General features: G+C 32.1%; 17 protein-coding genes. 8 read left to right on the forward strand and 9 right to left on the reverse strand.

From position 1 onward, the window contains the following. Positions 1-2: 2 nt before the first annotated feature. Positions 3-1,718 carry a M3 family oligoendopeptidase gene (locus C6H31_RS03260; protein ID WP_104697399.1) on the forward strand — a complete coding sequence of 572 codons (1,716 nt, stop codon included), beginning with the start codon at positions 3-5 and terminating at the stop codon, positions 1,716-1,718. After that, positions 1,715-2,170 (forward strand): hypothetical protein, encoded by a 456-nt coding sequence (locus C6H31_RS03265; RefSeq protein ID WP_104697400.1) that lies wholly within the window; start codon positions 1,715-1,717, stop codon positions 2,168-2,170. Before C6H31_RS03260 ends, C6H31_RS03265 begins: the two co-directional genes overlap by 4 nt. Here the strand turns inward: C6H31_RS03265 and recG are convergent. Continuing rightward, entirely contained in the window at positions 2,167-4,026 is a 1,860-nt protein-coding gene (recG, locus tag C6H31_RS03270; protein WP_104697401.1) for an ATP-dependent DNA helicase RecG, read from the reverse strand. The two genes, C6H31_RS03265 and recG, sit on opposite strands and share 4 nt — an antisense overlap. A gap of 43 nt (positions 4,027-4,069) precedes the next feature. Here recG and queF point away from each other — a divergent pair, with 43 nt between their 5' ends. The 3 genes from queF to C6H31_RS03285 all read left to right on the forward strand — a co-directional run bounded on the left by queF (position 4,070) and on the right by C6H31_RS03285 (position 7,533). Next, positions 4,070-4,543, forward strand: a complete 474-nt coding sequence (gene queF, locus C6H31_RS03275) for a preQ(1) synthase (protein ID WP_104697402.1) — start codon at positions 4,070-4,072, stop codon at positions 4,541-4,543. 6 nt (positions 4,544-4,549) lie between these two features. Beyond that, a complete protein-coding gene (locus tag C6H31_RS03280; protein ID WP_104697403.1) occupies positions 4,550-5,344 on the forward strand; it encodes an alpha/beta hydrolase in 795 nt (264 codons plus the stop codon). Between the two features lie 101 nt (positions 5,345-5,445). Then, positions 5,446-7,533 carry a TonB-dependent receptor domain-containing protein gene (locus tag C6H31_RS03285; RefSeq protein WP_158654723.1) on the forward strand — a complete coding sequence of 696 codons (2,088 nt, stop codon included), beginning with the start codon at positions 5,446-5,448 and terminating at the stop codon, positions 7,531-7,533. A 29-nt stretch (positions 7,534-7,562) separates the two neighbouring features. On the opposite strand, the gene cysS is transcribed toward C6H31_RS03285, so the two are convergent. Continuing rightward, complete coding sequence (gene cysS, locus C6H31_RS03290) at positions 7,563-8,969, reverse strand: cysteine--tRNA ligase (RefSeq protein WP_104697405.1); 1,407 nt, start codon at positions 8,967-8,969, stop codon at positions 7,563-7,565. A gap of 115 nt (positions 8,970-9,084) precedes the next feature. Here cysS and C6H31_RS03295 point away from each other — a divergent pair, with 115 nt between their 5' ends. Then, a complete protein-coding gene (locus tag C6H31_RS03295) occupies positions 9,085-9,690 on the forward strand; it encodes a hypothetical protein (RefSeq protein ID WP_104697406.1) in 606 nt (201 codons plus the stop codon). On the opposite strand, the gene murJ is transcribed toward C6H31_RS03295, so the two are convergent. Next, positions 9,687-11,120, reverse strand: a complete 1,434-nt coding sequence (gene murJ / locus C6H31_RS03300; RefSeq protein WP_104697456.1) for a murein biosynthesis integral membrane protein MurJ — start codon at positions 11,118-11,120, stop codon at positions 9,687-9,689. The two genes, C6H31_RS03295 and murJ, sit on opposite strands and share 4 nt — an antisense overlap. 215 nt (positions 11,121-11,335) lie before the next feature. Between murJ and C6H31_RS03305 the strand changes: the two genes are divergently transcribed. Together C6H31_RS03305 and ruvA are read left to right on the forward strand one after the other, a co-directional pair. After that, complete coding sequence (locus C6H31_RS03305; protein WP_104697407.1) at positions 11,336-13,147, forward strand: hypothetical protein; 1,812 nt, start codon at positions 11,336-11,338, stop codon at positions 13,145-13,147. Positions 13,148-13,155: 8 nt separating this feature from the next. Next, positions 13,156-13,713 carry a Holliday junction branch migration protein RuvA gene (ruvA, locus tag C6H31_RS03310; protein ID WP_104697408.1) on the forward strand — a complete coding sequence of 186 codons (558 nt, stop codon included), beginning with the start codon at positions 13,156-13,158 and terminating at the stop codon, positions 13,711-13,713. Here the strand turns inward: ruvA and ruvX are convergent. Genes ruvX through C6H31_RS03340 form a run of 6 tightly spaced genes read right to left on the reverse strand, consistent with a single transcriptional unit; the run spans position 13,674 to position 19,190 of the window. Next, entirely contained in the window at positions 13,674-14,096 is a 423-nt protein-coding gene (gene ruvX, locus C6H31_RS03315; RefSeq protein WP_104697409.1) for a Holliday junction resolvase RuvX, read from the reverse strand. The two genes, ruvA and ruvX, sit on opposite strands and share 40 nt — an antisense overlap. Beyond that, positions 14,093-14,875 carry a DNA-processing protein DprA gene (gene dprA, locus C6H31_RS03320; RefSeq protein WP_104697410.1) on the reverse strand — a complete coding sequence of 261 codons (783 nt, stop codon included), beginning with the start codon at positions 14,873-14,875 and terminating at the stop codon, positions 14,093-14,095. Before dprA ends, ruvX begins: the two co-directional genes overlap by 4 nt. 2 nt (positions 14,876-14,877) lie before the next feature. After that, positions 14,878-15,117 (reverse strand): cell division topological specificity factor MinE, encoded by a 240-nt coding sequence (minE, locus tag C6H31_RS03325; protein WP_104697411.1) that lies wholly within the window; start codon positions 15,115-15,117, stop codon positions 14,878-14,880. Further along, complete coding sequence (gene minD / locus C6H31_RS03330) at positions 15,114-15,917, reverse strand: septum site-determining protein MinD (protein WP_104697412.1); 804 nt, start codon at positions 15,915-15,917, stop codon at positions 15,114-15,116. Before minD ends, minE begins: the two co-directional genes overlap by 4 nt. Before the next feature lie 8 nt (positions 15,918-15,925). Continuing rightward, the gene (ilvC, locus tag C6H31_RS03335) at positions 15,926-16,927 is read right to left on the reverse strand and encodes a ketol-acid reductoisomerase (protein WP_104697413.1); all 1,002 of its coding nucleotides are present in this window, start codon (positions 16,925-16,927) and stop codon (positions 15,926-15,928) included. A 49-nt stretch (positions 16,928-16,976) separates the two neighbouring features. After that, complete coding sequence (locus C6H31_RS03340; RefSeq protein WP_442778070.1) at positions 16,977-19,190, reverse strand: endonuclease MutS2; 2,214 nt, start codon at positions 19,188-19,190, stop codon at positions 16,977-16,979.

The raw sequence follows: 19,190 nt of genomic DNA on the forward strand, positions 1-19,190 counted from the left end.
AAATGAAAGAATTAAAGCATTATTGGGATTTAAAGTCTTTATTTGAAAATGAAGAGAAAGCACAGGATTTTTTGGAAACTTTATTAAAAAAAGCCAAAGATTTTGAGAAAAAATACAAGGGGAAGTTGGCAAAAAAATGCCTGATGATATTAGAAGAATATGAAAATCTGCTTGAGGGCATAGGAAAGGTGATGACCTATGCTTTCTTAAATTTTGCAAGAGATACAAATCAAGGGGGATTTTATGCACAATGTGAGATGTTGTGCAATCAAGTGGAAAAGTATTTGTTATTTTTTGAGGTGGAGTTTTGTGCTATTGATGAAAAAGAGCAACAAAAAATTCTCAAGCAAGCCAAAAAATATTCTTATTTTCTTGAAAAAATTATTGAAAAAAAACAATACCAACTTAGTTTGAAAGAAGAAAAAATATTATTACAACTTGCTCCAGTTGGTGCTGATGCATTTGCAAGGTTATTTGATGAGTTTTTTTCTACTCTAAAAATCCCCTATCAAGACAACTTAAAGAGTGAAGAAGAGATTTTATCACTATTGCATCATTGTGATTCTAAGGTGCGAAAAGATGCTCAAAAATCCTTTAGCAAGGAGTTGAAAAAGTCGCAATTTCTTTTAGGCTACATTTTAAATATGGTGAGAAAAAATCTCCAAATACAAGCAAAACTAAGAGGTTATCCTAACAAAGAGACTTTTAGACACTTAAGTAATCATATAAGCCAAAAGAGTGTGGATAGTCTTATAGATACTGTTAATGGTAATATGGACTTGGTGGAGCGCTATTATCTTGCAAAGTCTAAGATACTTGGCTTTAAATTAAAAGATTATGATAGATATGCACCTATTTCTTCTCAATCACAAGAGGTTTCTTATCAAGATGGCTTACAAACAGTGTTGGAATGTTTTAAGAATTTTTCTCCTGTATTTTATGATATTGCACAAAAGGCAATTAAAGAGGGTTGGATTGATTCTCATCCTAGGGATGCAAAAAGAGGGGGTGCATTTAGTCATGGGGCAGTTCCAAGCGCCCACCCGTATGTTCTTTTAAACTTTACCTCAAATCGCAGAGATGTTTTTACAATTGCCCATGAGTTTGGACATATGATTCATCAAGAGCTGAGCAAGAAGCAGGGGTATTTAAATATGGATACACCACTTACAACAGCAGAAACTGCATCTGTTTTTGCAGAAATGCTACTCTTTGATCACATTAAAAAAAGTTTATCTAAAGAGGAATTGCTAGAAGTGTATGCCTCTAAGATTGAAGATATTTTTTCTACAATGTTTAGGCAAATTATAATGACAAACTTTGAGCGTAGAATTCACGCAGTTGATGAAGAGTTAAAGATTGAAGATTTTAATAGAATCTGGCTTGAAGAAAATAAAAGGATGTTTGGAAAATCTGTAAAGCTTACCAAACGCTATGGTTTATGGTGGAGCTATATCCCTCACTTTATCCACTCTCCATTTTATTGTTACGCATATGCTTATGGCCAGCTTTTGGTATTGGCATTATTTGGTCTTTATAAGAAAAATAAAAGTAAGAATTTCATAAAAACTTATATAGACTTTTTAAGCAAGGGTGGTAGTGCTAGTCCAAAGGATCTTATTAGCGCGTTTGGATTTAATATTGAAGATCCCAGTTTTTGGGAAATTGGTATGCAGGAAGTTAGAGAGATGGTAAGAGAGTTTGAGGAACTTTTATGAGTAGATATTTAAGATTTGAAAAATTACTAGACAAACAATGCGAGGATGTAATTAGATTCTTATCTAGAGAAAAAGTTAATTTTGCTTTGGTGTGTGAAGTTAAGAATGTGGTTTTTGAACCGCCATTGCCTCAAGAAATTTTAGAAGGGTTTCAACCTTTAAGCCTTTTTGTGTTAGCAGGTTATACCTTTGAGAGTTTGGCATTTTCTCAAGATGGTATTATGTTTGAAGCAGGGTTTGGTCCTAATAATATTGGTAGTTTTGTGCAGATAAAATTTAAACATATACTCCAACTTAGTATTTCAAACCATAAAAATAAGGATATGGTAGTTTTTAGAAGATTGGATTCGTTTGAAATCTTTGGGGATGAGGAGCAAAGCAAAGTTCAAAACTTGCAACAATCAATGCAGGCAATTTTATCAAATCCTCACAATCAAAAATATTTTCATTAATCTTTAATCAACAAAGCAATAGGTTTGTTTTGTTGATTTTTTTGAGCTTCTATAAGAATATCTTGATCATTTTTTAAATCAAAAAACTTAAAGCGTTCTCCACTTTGCCTTTCTCCTTGCAGTAAATCTCCCCCATTGCGATATTTTAGATCAAGTTCTGCAATATCAAATCCGCTAAGGTGTTTTGAAAAATCAATCAGTCTTGATGAACTAGGTTGATTAGTATAAAGAAAGCAATATCCTTTTAATCCATTGCGACTTACTCTGCCTCTTAGTTGATGTAAAGTGGCAAGCCCCATTCTCTCTGGTGCAATGATTACAATGGTGCTTAGTCTTGGTAAGGAGATTCCAACTTCAATAAGCGTAGTAGCAAGTAATATATCTCCAGTTTCTCTAAATTGCTCCAAAATTTCTTCTTTATTTCTATCACCACCAAAGGTTACAAAAACATTCTTAAAATGTTTTTGCCAAAAAGGAGCACCCTGCTCCAAAGATAAATAATCTAAATGATTGCTTTCTTCAACAAGAGGATATACAATGACGCATTGATGTTTTAAATTCACTTCATTTTGGATATGAGAAAATAAAAAATTAAAGTCTTTTTTGCTAATGATAGTGGTGGTAATATCTTTTTTAAAAGGTAGATCTCTAATGAAGCTATAATCAACTAAATTTGCATTAATCATACTAAGGGTTCTTGGAATTGGGGTTGCTGAAAATTGTAGAAAATGAGGTTTTGCATTAGAGTTTTCTTGAGCAATTTTTTCAAGCTGGTGTCTTTGATTTGTTCCAAAACGATGCTGTTCATCTGTAATCACTAATGCGAGATTTTTAGAATCAAGTTTTTGATATAAAAGAGCTTGGGTTCCGATGATAAAGTGGGTTTCTCTCTCAAAAAGATTTTCTGTTTTTGGCTTATTTGAACTCATAATGCATTCAATATTGACAAAGTGGGGCAAAATTTTTTTGGCTTCTTCATAAATTTGCATTGCAAGAATTGTGGTTGGAACCATTAAAAGGGTTTTATAGGGATATGCAATTAAAGCACTAGCTAGAATAACAATAGTCTTGCCACAACCCACATCCCCCATAATAACTCTTCGTGCTGCTTGTTTGCTTTTTAAATCTTTTGCAATAGTGTCAATAGTTTGCTGTTGGGCTGGAGTAAGAGCAAAGGGGAGAGAATTTATAAAATTTTTGTAATCACCCTTGCATTGGAATTTTGAGGGAAAGTAGCGTCTTTTTTTAGATAGGCTTGAGATATGATGAAAAATTTCAATATATTTAAGTGCTTGCAGGGATTGATTAGGGAAAATTTTATATTTTTCAAAATAATTTAAAAAGCCCTTTGTTGGATTAAAAATATTATAGAGGTGTTGGGCGTAATTTTTTGGCACAGAAAGTTTGTCAAGATTTTCTATAGTGATATATTTTTTACATAGATCTTGAAGTAGAGAATCTTTTATGAGGGGAATTTTAAAGTGCAAACTAATGGTATTAATTTGATGGATAACTTTTGGTTGCAAGATGCTAAGATTGGAGAATTGATTTTGAAGCTTGCCATAAATAAATAGTGTTGCATTGATGGGGAAAAGTTTTTTATAAAAAGGCTTAGGATAAAAGAAAATAAGACTTATAGGCTTGTTAAACAGGGGCAAAAAAGCAGAAATTTTAAGAGTTTTTTTAATAAGAGTATGCTCCAAAATAAGGACTTCAAAAGCACCTAAACTGTCATTTTGCAAGGTTTTTGCCAAAGATGTATCCATATAACCCTTTGGGACACAAAGACAAAGTTCTAAGAGATTCTTTATGCCTATTTTTTGTAGTTTGTTATAATCACCCTGCTCAAATTCCATAACACTTATTTTAACATTTTAATAGAAGTTTAGGAGAAATCCGATGTCAGATCTTACGCTACTTGGAAACAAAGAAATAAGCTATGATTTTAGTTATAATCCAAAAATTTTAGAAGTTTTTGATAATAAGCATAGAGAAAATGATTATTTTGTAAAGTTTAATTGTCCAGAATTTACTTCATTGTGCCCGATTACAAATCAGCCAGATTTTGCAACAATCTACATTAATTATATTCCCAACCTCAAGATGGTAGAATCTAAGTCTTTAAAGCTTTATCTCTTTTCTTTTAGGAATCACGGAGATTTTCATGAAAATTGTATCAATGTGATAATGAAAGATTTGATTGCGCTGATGCAACCAAAATTTATTGAAGTAAGTGGAAAATTCTTACCTAGAGGGGGTATTAGTATTGATCCCTATGTAAATTATGGAATGCCAAATACCAAATATGAAGAAATGGCGCATTATCGTCTTTTAAATCATGATCTAATTTTTGAGAAAATTGATAATCGTTAGATCAAAATGAGATTGTGTATTTTGATTTTTTGTATTTGGGGTGCTTTAGTTTGTGCCCCATCACAAGAGATTGAACCCATTTCACAAAGAGCAAGAAATTTTTTTGAAATTCAAAGTCCAAAAATACTTTCTTATCAAGATACAAAATATAAAATTTTTATTGCAAAAACTAAAGCAGATGCAAAAAGATATAAGGTTTTGTTTTTGCTTGATGGGAATGCTCTTTTTTCTCAATATCTTAATTCCTATCTAGATTCACCAAAACAAGATCTCCTAGTAATTGGCGTAGGTTATGAGGATAATTTTGCTTTTAATATTCCTAAGCGCACAAAAGACTATACTCCAATGGTATTGGGAAAAGAGTTTGAAAAAGGAGGGGGTAGTCTTGATTTTTTTAATTTTTTTAAAAGAAAACTTTTGCCTTATATAAGACAACATTACCCCATTAATACATCCTACCAAGGAATTTTTGGACATTCTTTTGGAGGATTATTTGTATTATGGAGTCTTTTGCAAGAGAGTGGTTTATTCTCTCATTATTTTATAGTCTCCCCTTCTTTGTGGTGGGGAGAGGCCTCCTTTCTCCCTGATAATATTTTAATAAAAAAATGTCCAAAAATTTTTTTACTAAAGGGTTCTGAGGAAAGAATCAGGAGTAAAAATCCACAGACGGATATGATAAATTTTGCAGAAAGATTAGAAAAAGAAAGTTTTTGTTTTCCAGAAATAAAAATTTTTATAAATGAAACTCATGGTAGTGTGATTAAAAAAGCACTTGATTTTACAAAGAAAAGTTTCTAAAAGTTGTTGAATTTTTCCTGATTTTTATTGCAATTTCACACAATAAGAAATATAATAACTATTCTTATGTTTAAAAATAAAGGCAAAGAGGGAATATTATGATGAAGAAATGGCAAAGAAATATTCTAATGGTTCTATTTATAACAGGAAAAATGGTCTTGGCTCAAGATGAAAAGAAAGATACTGAGGGAAAGGATTATGATTTAGATTCTATTGTTACAAGTGCAACAGGTTTTGAACAGGACAGAAAGGATGCACCTGCAACAATTAGTGTGGTTACTAGTGAGGAAATTTTATCAAGACCTATTAAGGATTTAGGTGATGCTGTGCAGGATGTTCCAGGTGTTTATGTAGAGCAGACAAAAACAGGACAAAATCAAATTTATATGAGGGGTCTTGGATCAGAATATACGCTCATTCTCATTGATGGAAGAAGACAAAATGTCAATAGTGCATTTAATACCAATGGGTTTAATGGTGCACATTCTAGTTTTATGCCACCTGCATCAATGATTGAGAGAATTGAGGTGATTAGGGGACCTGCTTCTGTGGTTTATGGAACAGATGCAATGGGTGGAGTAATAAATATTATCACCAAAAAGAATCCTCAAAAATTTACAGGTAGTATTCAGCTTGATGCTACTATCCAAGAGCAGAGAAAAAATTTTGGGGATAATTATGGTGCAAATATGTATATTGCAACTCCTTTAATCAAAGATAAATTAAGTTTGAGTTTAAGAGGAGGAGGCAAATACAATGATGCAAACTACTTTTATGCACCAATTGTCACATCTGCAAATGGCAATCCCTATACAACTCATTCCCCAGGCAAATGGTATTCTTATAATGCTGGAGGTAGGTTAGATTATATTTTAGATGATTCAAATAATTTTTATTTTGATGGAGAGTATTATCATATTACAAATACCTCTCTTAATACTTCTGGTCGATCTATCAGTGCCACTAATGACTTTAATAAGTTAAATTTGGCATTTTCGCATGATGGAAAGTATAGTTGGGGAAAAATGCAAAGCTATGTGCAATATGCACTTACAGATAGAATTCCACAATCTACCACAGGTTTTGGTAATGTTGGTGGGAGTTTGAATTATGGTGCGATGATAAGAAACCAAGATGTTGCTGTGAGTTCAATGTATAATCATGATTTTAGCTTTGGAAAAGCAGGGGACTTAGCCCTAACTAGTGGGATTTATTATCTCTATGAGAGTTTGATTAATAAGGGACAAAAGTTTAATAGGGATATGCATCAATTAGCTGCTTTTGCAGAAGGACAATATTTTATTAATCGCTATGTTTCTACTACTTTAGGTTTGCGATACAATTGGGCAAATTTATATACTGCAAGACCCAATCCAAGATTTTATGTAAATGTGAATCCTACTTCTTGGTTTACTATTAAAATGGGTATTGCAAGTGGTATGAAGATCCCAAGTCTATCGCAAAGTTATAATGGACTTTATAATATTGATACTAGTGGTAATTACTATTATGGAACAAAGGATTTGCAGGCAGAGAAAAGTTGGAATTATGAGGTAAGTTTGATTTTTGATACAAAACCTGTTTATATTATAGCTACAACCTACTATACAGATTTTACTGACCAAATTCAGACCAATACCGCTACAAGTGGTACAACACTACCAGGAGGTTTTACCTGCCAAGGAGTCCAGTGCTACTACTTTGATAATGTAGATAGATCTTTTATGACAGGGTTTGAATTTAGCTTGCAAACAAAAGCATTTTATGGGGTAAGTTTTGATACTAGTTATGCTTTTACTTACACAGAACAGCTATCAGGAACCAAAAAAGGGTTGCCTGTTAATAGTATTCCAAAACATAAACTAATGGCTAAAATAAAATATACTTATGAAAAATTTAGTACTTATTTAAGATTGCAGGGGAATTTTTTAACTCCTACTCTCCCATCTAATAGAGGTGGAAATCCAAGAGAGATTCTTGGGGCATATTACAAGGATTATGTGCTATTGGATTGGGCAATGAGCTATAAGTTTTTAAAATTTTTCACAGCAACCTTTAGTATTAATAATCTTTTAAATACAAACTTTATTGATTTTGCAATTGCTGCAAATGGAAGAAACTATGTGAATAGCTATCAGAGATATTTACCTGGTAGAAATTATTGGTTTAGCCTCAAGATGGATTTTTAGGTTTACAGAAAGATTTTAGAAATCCTTGTTTAAAACAAGGATTTCTCCCATATACAACCATTTGGTGTATCCATAATGAGTATTCCTTGATTTTTTAATTCCTCTCTAATAGAATCTGCAAGTTCAAAGTTTTTACTTTCTTTTGCCCTTTGTCTCTCTTGTAGTTTTTGTTCAATTAGGCTTTTTTGCTCCATTGATACTCCAAGTTGAAAGTATTCTATGCTATCTTTTAGGCCAATACCTAGAATTTTTCCCAAAAAATCTAGATCATTTGAGATTCTAGCTTGCAATTCTTTATTTTTTGGGCTCTTATCTAGTTCTTGATTGGCAGTATTTAGCATTTCTTCTAAGATACTAAGAGCTTTTGAAATATTAAGATCATCTTGAAGTGCTACAAGGAAGTCTTTTTGAAATTGTGTTTTTTCTGATGTGATACTTGCACCCTGGATTCTTTTTTTGAGGCGGTAGATTTTATCTAATCGTTTTTTGCTATGAATTAAATCTTCTTCATTGAAATTTAATATCCCTCTATAATGGGTTGATATAAGATAATTGCGTAAAATTTCCCCATCATAAATTTTAAGTGCATCTTTTATAAAAAAACTATTATTAAGGCTTTTGCTCATTTTTTCACCATTGATATTAACAAAGCCATTATGCATCCAATATTTTGCAAGTTCTTTTTGATGGGCACATCTGGTTTGTGATGCTTCATTTTCATGATGCGGAAAGAGCAGGTCTGCGCCACCTGCGTGGATATCAATACAAAAATCCTTATCTTTATAAGCAAGGTGTTTATCAATCATCGCAGAGCATTCTATATGCCAGCCAGGTCTTCCAAACCCTAGAGTGCTTTCATAGCCTATATCATTTTCACCCTTGTAGGTTTTCCATAATGCAAAATCTCTTAAATCCTTTTTTTCTTCATTTTCTAAAATTCTGCTTTGATTTAGATCTTCAATTCCCCTTTGGCTGATAGAACCATAGTGTTTGTCTTTACCTACCTCAAGATAAATATCCCCGTTGCCAGTTTTATAGGCATATCCTTGTTCTAAAAGTCTTTGAATGAGATCTGTGATTTCTTGCAAGCTTTCTGTTGCCTTTGGTTGAATATCAGGAGGCAAAACATTAAGAGCTTGCATATCATCAAGATAGGATTGAATATAGGTCTTTGTTAGGACATTGATATCCATTTTATTTTGCAAGGATTTATTAATAATCTTATCATCAATATCAGTAAAGTTTTTTACTAAAGTAACCTTATAGCCACTTGCTTGTAAAACTCTTTTGAGTAAGTCAAATGCAATGGAGCTTCTTGCATGCCCTAAGTGTGCATGATCATAAACTGTTGGACCACAAACATAGATTCTAACTTCATTATCGCATAATGGAATTAAATCCACTTTTTCTTTTAATCTACTATCATAGATTTTCATTACATATCCTTGAAATTGGGTAAAAATCAAGCCTTTATTCTATCTTAAAATAAATAATTGCTATAGGGGTTTGGAGGTGTTATAATTGTAGAAGTTTTATTTTTAGAGGGAAAGTTTGAGACTTTTTGTTCTAGGCATCTTGCTAATTTCTATTTGTTTTGGAGGCGAAAAAGTATTAATTGGAGGGAATGGTGGTCTTTTGCCTTTAGGAAAGTCTCAAGATAATTGGAATGCAGGTTTTTTTGTTGGATTTGATTCGCAAAAAATAGAAGAGGAGGATATCGCAATAACATCAAGAATAGGCCTGCTATATACCTATGGTAATTTAGGTTTTGGAAGTGCTAAAATGCGATATCATAGTGTTGATATAATCCTTGATGCAATTTTTGGAAAAAAGAATAAGGGACAATCAAGAAATTTTTTTGAATACCTAGGCGGTATTGGAGGAGGCTATAGCTACAATCAGGCTATTGATTTTCGCAACTATCACGCAGGTAATATTTTATTAAGATTGGGATTAGTATTTAACTTAACAGATTTTTTAGAACTTAGTAGTATTTTTACTACTAGATTTGTACTCAATTCCTTTGGAGATGGGGATTTAAACCACGCCTCATTTTTTATCAATCGTGTTGCAATCCAAGTTTATGAAAAAGGATTGTGGATGATTCTTCCAGAATTAAGCCTTAATCTTAATTTTAAGTTTAAATCACCTTTTTAGATTGATAAAAAAGATAAAAAGAGTTTTAATACTGCTATTTCTAAAAATAGAGACAAAAACAGAATAAACCAAGCTTTTTTATAAGAAATAATCTCTAAAAAATCTTTAAAACCAAAGTGCTTAATTGTCAGGATAAAGAGCACAAAACCACCAAGACTTGAGGCAAATGCTAAGCCATAAACAGCAAAAAAATGCATGAATATACAAGAAGCAATAAGGGCAAATAAAAGAGATATGGCAGAAATAAGGGCAGCCTTACCTTGTTTTTTGTGTGCATAAAGCCAAAGTGAAAAAATCTTTGCCAATCCAAAAGGTAATAAGCCCAGTAGATATAAAGCAAAGACATAAGCAGTTGCAAGTGTATCTTCTCGCACAAAATTACCTCGTTCAAAAAGAAGGTAAATAATTTCGTTTTTAAGCAAGATTCCACCACATACACACAAAGAAAGAGGAATAAATAAAAGCCAAAAAGCCTTTTTTAGAAGTTGCTTTGCTTCCTTTTCTTTTTGATTGCGAATAGATTTTGCAATTGTGGGAAATAATGCTGTAGATATAGCAATTGCAAAAATTGCAAGAGGAAGCTGAAAGATTCTATTAGCATAATAGAGATAAGAGATACTACCGGTTGCTAAAAATGATGCAAGAATTGTGTCAAGAAAAGCTGCAATTTGAGCAGTAGAGCTTCCTAGCATTGCTGGAAAGAATTGTTTAAAAAAATCTTTCATACTACCTTTGTAGGAATTTTTTAAACTAGTTTTTGCTTTTTTTGTAAGGATGAGGTAGAGGTCTTTTAACCCAATAAGAAAAATCTTAAAAAATTTTGCTTTATAAAGAGGGTAAAAATGGATAATAATTTGTGCAATACCACCACATAAAACACTATAACTAAGTAAAAATACAATCTGTATTCCCTCAGAATCTCTTGCAAAAAAGAGCCCCAATATCATACAAATATTTAAAAGCACAGTATTGTAGGCACTCACCCAGAAGATATTTTTATATTGCAGGATTGTGCTTAAAAAAGTTGTAATGAAGACAAGTTCAAGATACCAAAAGTTGATCACAACTATAGGTTTTGCAAGGTTAATTTTCTCATCATCAAAACCATAGGCTAAGATCTTTGTAACAAATCCAGAAAACCACCATACTAAAAGCGTGAGGATGAAGATAATGCTTACAAAAATTAAAAAAGTGCTTACAATAAAAACTCCTTTTCTTTTTGTGGAAATAAGACTAGGTAAAAAACTTTGAGTAAAGGCTCCTTCCCCAAATACGCGTCTAAAGAGATTGGGAAATTTAAATGCGGCAAAGAAAATATCACTAAGCATACCAGCACCTAGAATATTTGCCATATAAAGATCACGAACAAAACCAAAGATGCGTGAAAAAAATATGCCACTACTATTAGTAAAAAAAGCCTTAAGCAAAATCAACTCCTCATTTTTTATAGGTTAATCTTTGAAACTGGAAAATTTTATACTAAAATGCTTTGATTGTTGTTTATCTTGATGGTGAAAATTTAGGTAGATAAATAGGAATTGAGAATATTAGAAATGGATTTATTAATTAGGAATTTAATTAAGTAGTAGGGGGGTTTATGGATTTATATATTAAAGAAAATACTTGGTTTGGTAACCTGTAATTGATGCAGCACACAAGATTTGTTCCACAAGTTGTTAAGCAATGTAGCGATGTGAGAGGTGAATTAGAAGGCTTTGCTAAGAATTTTAAGTTGGATATCAAAGCTATTTGGTTTGAGATTTTGAAAATACAGACATTTATAGAGCATCGCGATGGTATGGGTTTTAAATTAATGGATCCCAAAGAACTAAAGAAACTTGATGATGAAGATTTTTATAATGAAGATAGTTTTAGACTCAAACAAGTCTATGATATCCGCATTATTCCAAGAGAAAATAACTGGAATGTAGCTTTAAAAATCTCTCCTTTTGGCGACAAGGTTTCATTGTGTCTATATGATGATTGTGCACTTTTGGATACAGAAAAATTTTATGAGAGCTTCATTGGATATATTGAAACCCTTTTGGTTTATGAGGGAATTTTTGTTAGAAGAAGAGATACCTATAAAGATTTGATCATTTATCACATCAAAAAACATATTGATGAAAAATTAAAATTTCCTTATGAGTTTAAAATACAAGAGAGTGAGCAGTATCGTCCTCAACAAGAAGCTTATTTTGATTTCTTGCCCCAGATAGAATGGGAAATAGAAAATAAAAAGATTGATAATGCCTTTTATGCTGTAAATAAGGGAGATAAGGTTATTAGATATTTCAAGTCTAAAAAGAGTAGGAGTGGTAGAAATTTATATGGGAATTTTATCGCAGCAACACAGATTAACTTAGTAGGAGAGAGCATCTCACTAAATTTTAATTCAGAAGAGATTGAGGTTGTTGATCATGATGAAGAGATTTTATATAAGTCTTTGCTAGATGCATATGTAAGGGTTAAGGATAATGAGATTATCTTTTATACTCAAAAACAATTTGATTGTGTAGATATTGCAAATACTCCTCCTTTATTAGGGGGGTTAAAAAAAGGCTTAGAGCTTTATATTGCCTCAAGTGATATGACAAAAGATGCAATTAATGAGGGAGTGATTTTGGAAGCATCTAAGATAGAAATTGTGGGAAATATCGGTCCAAATGTCAGATTGCATGCAACAGACCTTAAAATTGATGGTCAAACACACCAAGATGCCGAGATTATTGCTGTAAATGCAGATATTGCAGTACATAAGGGTAATTTAATTGCAAAACAGGCAATAATAAAAAGCTTGGAGGCTGGTTTTGTACAAGCAGAAGAACTTCAGATTGAGAAATGTCTAGGAGGTAGTATTTTATCTAAGGAGGCAAAGATTGATAATATTATGAGTAATAATAAAATTACAATTAGTCATAAGTTATCTATAGGTAATATTGAGGGGAATAGTAATATCATCACTCTTTCTTCACTTGCTTATACTAAGACAAAAGATCTTATTGATAATTTAGTAAAAAAGAGAGATTTTTTAATTAGTAGTGCCAAAAAAGTTTATGCAAAGTATCATAAAATTTTATGTATGGTAAAGAAGAATAAAGAACTAATTGATAGAGTGAATGCCTCAAGCCAATCTGTCAAAAAACAGATTATGCAACATAAGAATATAATTGAGGTTTATGAATATCACAATAAGATGACAAAAGAACTTAGAGGCTTAAAACAAGAGCTACTTGATTACCAATATTTTGTACAAAATACGATTGAGAAACTGACGCATGTTGATGAGGAGATTTTGAATGCACAAATTTATTGTGATGCATCTTGGGGGGAAAATACAAAAGTAGTGTATCAGAGAGAATTTCCTAAAAAAGAAATAAAGAGTATTAATGTAATAAGGGATCATAAGGGGGGGTATAAGATTGATAAAGAAACCAAAGAGATTGTTGAATTTTAGGAAGAAGCATGCTATTTGCAATAAAGGGTAGAATATTTTCTATAGAACCAACAAGGCTTTTATTAGAACAATCTGGATTGATTTATGAGATTTTTATATCTTTTACAACTTTCAACCAGCTAAACACTAAACAAGAGGTTCTTGTTTTTGTTACTAAAATTATCCGTGAGGATTCACACGCATTATATGGTTTTAGTGAGGAAGTAGAAAAGAATATCTTTGATCGGCTGATAAAAATCAATGGAGTTGGACCAAAAGTTGCACTTGCTATTTTATCAACCTATAACCCACAAGAATTTTTAATGATTATTCAAAATAAAGATATTGCCTCCTTGCAAAAGGTATCAGGAATTGGTGCAAAGAGTGCGGGAAAGATTATGGTGGATTTGTCGGGTTTTTATATACAAACTCATGAGGAAAAAGCTCCTCAAAAATCAAATATTGAAGCAAAAATGGCATTAGAAAGCTTGGGGTTTAAACCAAGCGTGGTGGATAAGGTTTTAAAACAAGTTAAGGCAGTAAAAACTCAAGATATTATTAAAGAGGCATTAGGATTATTAAGATAGCGCCTTAAAATTTCGCATGCAGCTAAAGAATCTAGCTTGCCATCTTTAAGAGAGTTTTGTTTTTTTTGTTTTTTAAGATGTTGTATTTTGCTGGTAGCCTCATAGCTACTGAAGTCTTCATCAATAAAGACTTTTTTTACATTAGATTCTAAAAGATTGCAAAAAAATAAAATCCTTTGTTTTGTTTCTTGGCATTGTTTGCTTTCTGAACAAGGCAATCCTATTACAAGTGTATCAATTTGTCTTGAGATGAGAAGGGCGTCTAATTCTTTGGATGCTTGCATACGATTTTTTCTTAAAATAGGCTGTAGGGGTAAAATAATGCCATTGATACAGGTTGCAATACCAATGCGTTTTAATCCAATATCACAAGCTAGAATCATAAAATCACTATCTTATTATTTTCTCTTTTTATTTTGCCATCAAGTTCATACTCTAATAATCGATCACCAAATTTCATCAAGGCCTCTTCAAAATCATTGTACTGAGAACAAAACTCTAGTAAATCATCTTGTATAGAATGTTTCTTTAAGTTTAAAGAACTAAGAAATTTTTGAATATTATAGATTCCTTTTGCTTGATTATCTTCAAGCAAGGCGTTTGTTCCAAGACTTTCATCAATTCTATGAGGTAATACATAAAGAGGTTTTTTGGCTTGAATTGCCATTTGCGCACTTTGCATACTCCCGCTTTCTAGATCAGCTTGAGGGATAATGACAATGTCGCTAAGATGGATAATGATGCGATTTCTTTGCAAAAAAGAATATTTTTTTGGTTGATACTGTTCCTTGTATTCACTAATAATTAAACCTTGATTAGCAATATCTTTGATAATGGAAGCATTTGCTGAGGGGTAGATATAATCCAGACTACTTGGAGATACCATTATGGTATTAGGCAGGCTATTTTGATGAGCGATGATATCAATCCCTAGGGCTCCGCCACTAATAATTACCCCGTATTTACTAAGTTCCCTTGCCAAAGTTGCACAGAATATTTTGGTGTAAGGATTAGGTTTTCTTGTTCCAACAATGGCAACAATAAGATTCTTTGTTAAAAGATTCTTATTGCCAACATAAAATAGATTTTTTGGGGGACTTTTAATATTTTTTAGTTTTTCTGGAATATTAAGAGGTTTTGCAATAAAAGAACTTTGTAACAAATTTACTGCTGTTCCTCCAAAAATATTTCAACCTCAAGCATATTTATATTTTGATTGGAATCTGTTTTTATATTTACTCTTGAGTTTTTTGTATATTTTCTTACCACTTCTAAAATCTCTTGTTGCATTTCTTGCATATAAGGCACATTCAAACTTCTTTCGTGTGCAAGCATTAAGCTTAAGCGATTTTTAGCCTTAGAGGCACTTTCACCCTTACCAAAAAGAAAAGAAAATAAACTCATTGGAACAACCTCTTAAGAGTGTTTAAAAAGCCTTTTTGTTGTAAATCTTCAAAAGGAACTTCATTACCCAAGATTCTTTGGATTATATTTTTATAGCTAGTAGCGCTTGGGCTATTGGTATAAATAACAGGTTCTCCAGTGTTTGTAGCAGATACGATACGACTATCTTCTGGCACAAGGCCAATGAGAGGAAGTGCTAAAATGCTTAAAACATCATCTGTGCTCAACATCTCACCCTTTGCAACAAGCTCTGGCTTAATACGATTAATAATGATATGTTTTTGCACCTCTTGATTATTTTTTGCTTTATCAGATTTTGCATCAATAATACCAATTACCCTATCACTGTCTCTTACAGAGCTGACCTCAGGAGTTACAACAATCAATGCACGATCTGCCCAAAAAATAGCATGTTCAAATCCACTTTCAATACCCGCTGGAGAATCTAATAAAATAAAGTCAAAATCTTTTTTTAACGACTCAATAAGGTTTCTTACCTTTTCTTTATCAAGAATTGTTTTATCCTTGCTTTGTGAAGCAGGCAAGAAATAAAGAGTCTTTGTTTTTTTGTCATTGATTAGGGCTTGATTTAGATTGCATTTTCCTTCCATCACATCAACAACATCATAAACAATTCTGTTTTCTAGTCCCAAAATCATATCTAAATTTCTAAGACCAATATCAAAATCTACAGCAACCACTCTTTTTCCAGTCTGTGCCAACCCAACTGCTATATTCGCAGTACAAGTAGATTTTCCAACACCGCCTTTACCTGATGTAATTGTAATAACTTCTGCCATTTTCCTTCCTAATTAGTGAGTTTATCTTTAAAAATTTTTTTACGCAAATCATTCCCCATCCTTTCAATGGAATGATCTTTTATATTTTTTCTTTCAGCCTTTAGGCATATATAATTGCTTTGTTTTTCTAAAATAAAGTCCTTAGCAAAGCTTCCATCTTGAATCTTTTCTAAAAGCTCTCTCATTATTTGCTTGGTTGAGGGAGGGATGATTTGTTTTTGGCTTTTAATCATTCCATATTCCGCGGTATTAGAGATTTGTTCATGCAATCTTGTGAGCCCACCTTCATAGATAAGATCCACTACAAGCTTAAGTTCGTGTAGGCATTCAAAGTAAGCTAGCTCTTCAGGATATCCTGCTTCTACCAAAACTTCAAATGCATTTTTAATTAGTGCTTTTAGTCCCCCACATAAAACCGCTTGTTCTCCAAAAAGGTCAGTTTCGGCCTCCTGCCTAAAGGTAGTTTCAATAATAAAGCTTTTATGAGATCCAATACCAGCTGCATAGCTTAGTGCCAAATCTCTAGCATTTTGTTCTTTATTATCCTGTTCTATTGCAATAAGAGCAGGGACACCACTACCTTTTAGAAATTCATTTCTTACACCTCTGCCTTGAGCTTTTGGAGCAACCATAATGATGCCTACATCCTGAGGAGGCGTGATAAGATTAAAGCAGATGCTAAAACCATGACAAAATACCAAAGTATGATGAGGTTTTAAAAAAGGTTTGATTGCTTTCTCAAAAACTTCTGAATGCAACTCATCAGGAAGCATAAAAACTATCAACTCACTTATTTTTACAGCTTCAGAAACTTCAAAAACTTCAAAGCCTAAATCTTGAGCAATCTTCCAGCTTTTGCTACCTTGATAAAGTCCTATAATAACATTAGCTCCACTATCTCTGAGGTTTTGTGCGTGGGCTTTCCCTTGCGATCCAAAACCAAGTATTGCTATTTTTTTACCACAGACAAGCTCTAAATTACAGTCTTGTTGTGTATAAACCCTTAGCATCTATGACCCCTGATATTTAAAAAATTATGAGAAATTATAACAGATAAAACTAGAGTTTAACTACTTTAGCGCCAAAACCTCCAAGGTTTGGAGGAGCATCCTCAAAAGAAACAACTTTTGGATGAGAGCTTAAAAATTCTCTTACTACTTTGGCTAAAATTCCACCTCCAATGCCATGATAAATAAGCACTTCATCAAACCCACTTATAAGGCTATCAGAAATAAACTTATCTAGTTTTTCTATGGCCTCTTGAGCTCTTAATCCGTGCAAATCTAAGTGGAAAAAAGCATTGCTTGGTTGTATGGTTTTGGGTTTTATTAAGAGATTTTTTTCTTTGCCAATAGGCTTTAAATGTGTGGAATCTACCTTTAGGCGCATTCCTTCATCAAGTTCAATCAGGTATTTATTATTTTGAATTGCTAGAATGGTGGCTTTATTTTGCTTATATTTTACACGATCATGAACTTGAAAAACTCTTTGTTTTGGGGCTTGGATTGTTTGTGGCTTGAGAGAAGCAAGGATTTTATTTGCGTTGTTAATAGAACGATGAATATCTTGCATTTGCTTATCTTTAAGATCTTTTTTTACAACCTCAATAGCATCATAATAAGTCTTTTTTAAATTTTGTTCTTGTTGCTTAAAATCTAAGGCTAGTTTTTCTCTTAAATCTTTAAGAGATTGTTGTTTATTTTTATAATCTTGGATTTGAGAATCTAGATCCATAATTTTTTGTTTTAGCTCAATTTCTAACTGCGCACTTTTTTCAATAAGGATATTTAGTTTTTCTTTATCCTCACCATAATTTTGTTTTGCCAGCTCTATTAAATTTGATGGAATTTTATAACGTTTTGCTGTTTCAAAAGCATAGCTCTTGCCAATACAACCATAAAGAAAATTAAATGTAGGTTGCTCTTTTTCTTCATCATAAATTGCTGCACAAAGTTGGATTCTTGAATCATTAGCCATAATTGATGCTAAACGTTTATGATGAGTTGTAACAATAATTTTTGCTTTTTTGTCTAAAAGATTTTCTAATAAGACTTTATAGAGACTAGCGGCCTCATCTGCATCTGTTCCAAGTTCAATCTCATCAATTCCTAAAATCAAATCTTTTTCTTGTAAGATTTGTGAGAAATCAAGCATCCTGCCTGCAAAAGTTGAAATATCATTTTTACTATTTTGTGGATCAGAAATAATGGCAAAGATATTTTTAAAATGAGGAATTTTTGATTTTTGTGCATCGATTTTAAAGGGTATTAGATGTTTGCTTAAAAATACTGCACTTAAAATAGATTTTAAAAGCATTGTTTTCCCACCAGCATTTACCCCAGTGATGAGCAGGAGCTGTTTGGAAAAGTCTAGATTGATTAATTTTGGATTTTGTAGTATAGGGTGTGCAAAGTCTTTTAAAACTAGGTGATGATTCTTGTATTGAGGGAGGATAAAATTTAGATTAAATTGCTTTGCAAAGAAGATTCTTGCTTGAATGTGATCAACCTTATCAAATTCCTTATTAATAAAATTCAAAAAGGCAAAGTGTTTATGCAAGGTTTGTGAAATTGTTTTGCAAATTTCATAGACTACTTGTTCAATCTGATTTTCTATGTCTTGTATTTTTTGATAAATTATCTTAACTTCTTCAGGTAAGAGGTAAAAAAAACCACTATGAGATCTTTGCAAAACAATCCCTTTTATTACGCTCTGATAACCTGATCTAAGCAATAGAGTTTGAGTTTGGTTTATGAGATGGATTTGCTGATCTATAAGGTAGGGTTGGATTTTTTTAGAATGTAAAATCGTATTAAGGGTTTGTTGTATATTCTTGTTTTGATAAATGAGACTTTGATTTAAATGATCAAGTTCCAAGAAAATGCCTTGCTTAAATGCACCCTTATCATCAAAGTAAGCTTCTATATTTATGAGATATTCAGGAATAACAATTTTTTGTAAATAAGTATAAAAATAAGGACAGTTAGCAAGATTGTGATGATTTTTTAGATAGCTAAAATAGCGTATTATTTTTATAATTTCAAAGATTTCATCAGATCTTAAAATACCAAACTTTTTGATATTTTGTAGGGCATCATCAAGAGGTTTTATAGAATCTGGAGGTCTAAAGTCAATTAAATCAAGTTCTTTGATATATTCAAAGATAATATTTTTATCTCCATCAATGACAAGATCTTTTTTTCGGGAGAAGAATCCTTGAAAGGTTGTAAGAAAAGCATCTAAATCAAGTTGGCTTATAATCTTTTGCAACAA

This window comes from Helicobacter sp. 'house sparrow 1', from assembly GCF_900199585.1.
GTDB lineage: Bacteria > Campylobacterota > Campylobacteria > Campylobacterales > Helicobacteraceae > Helicobacter_H.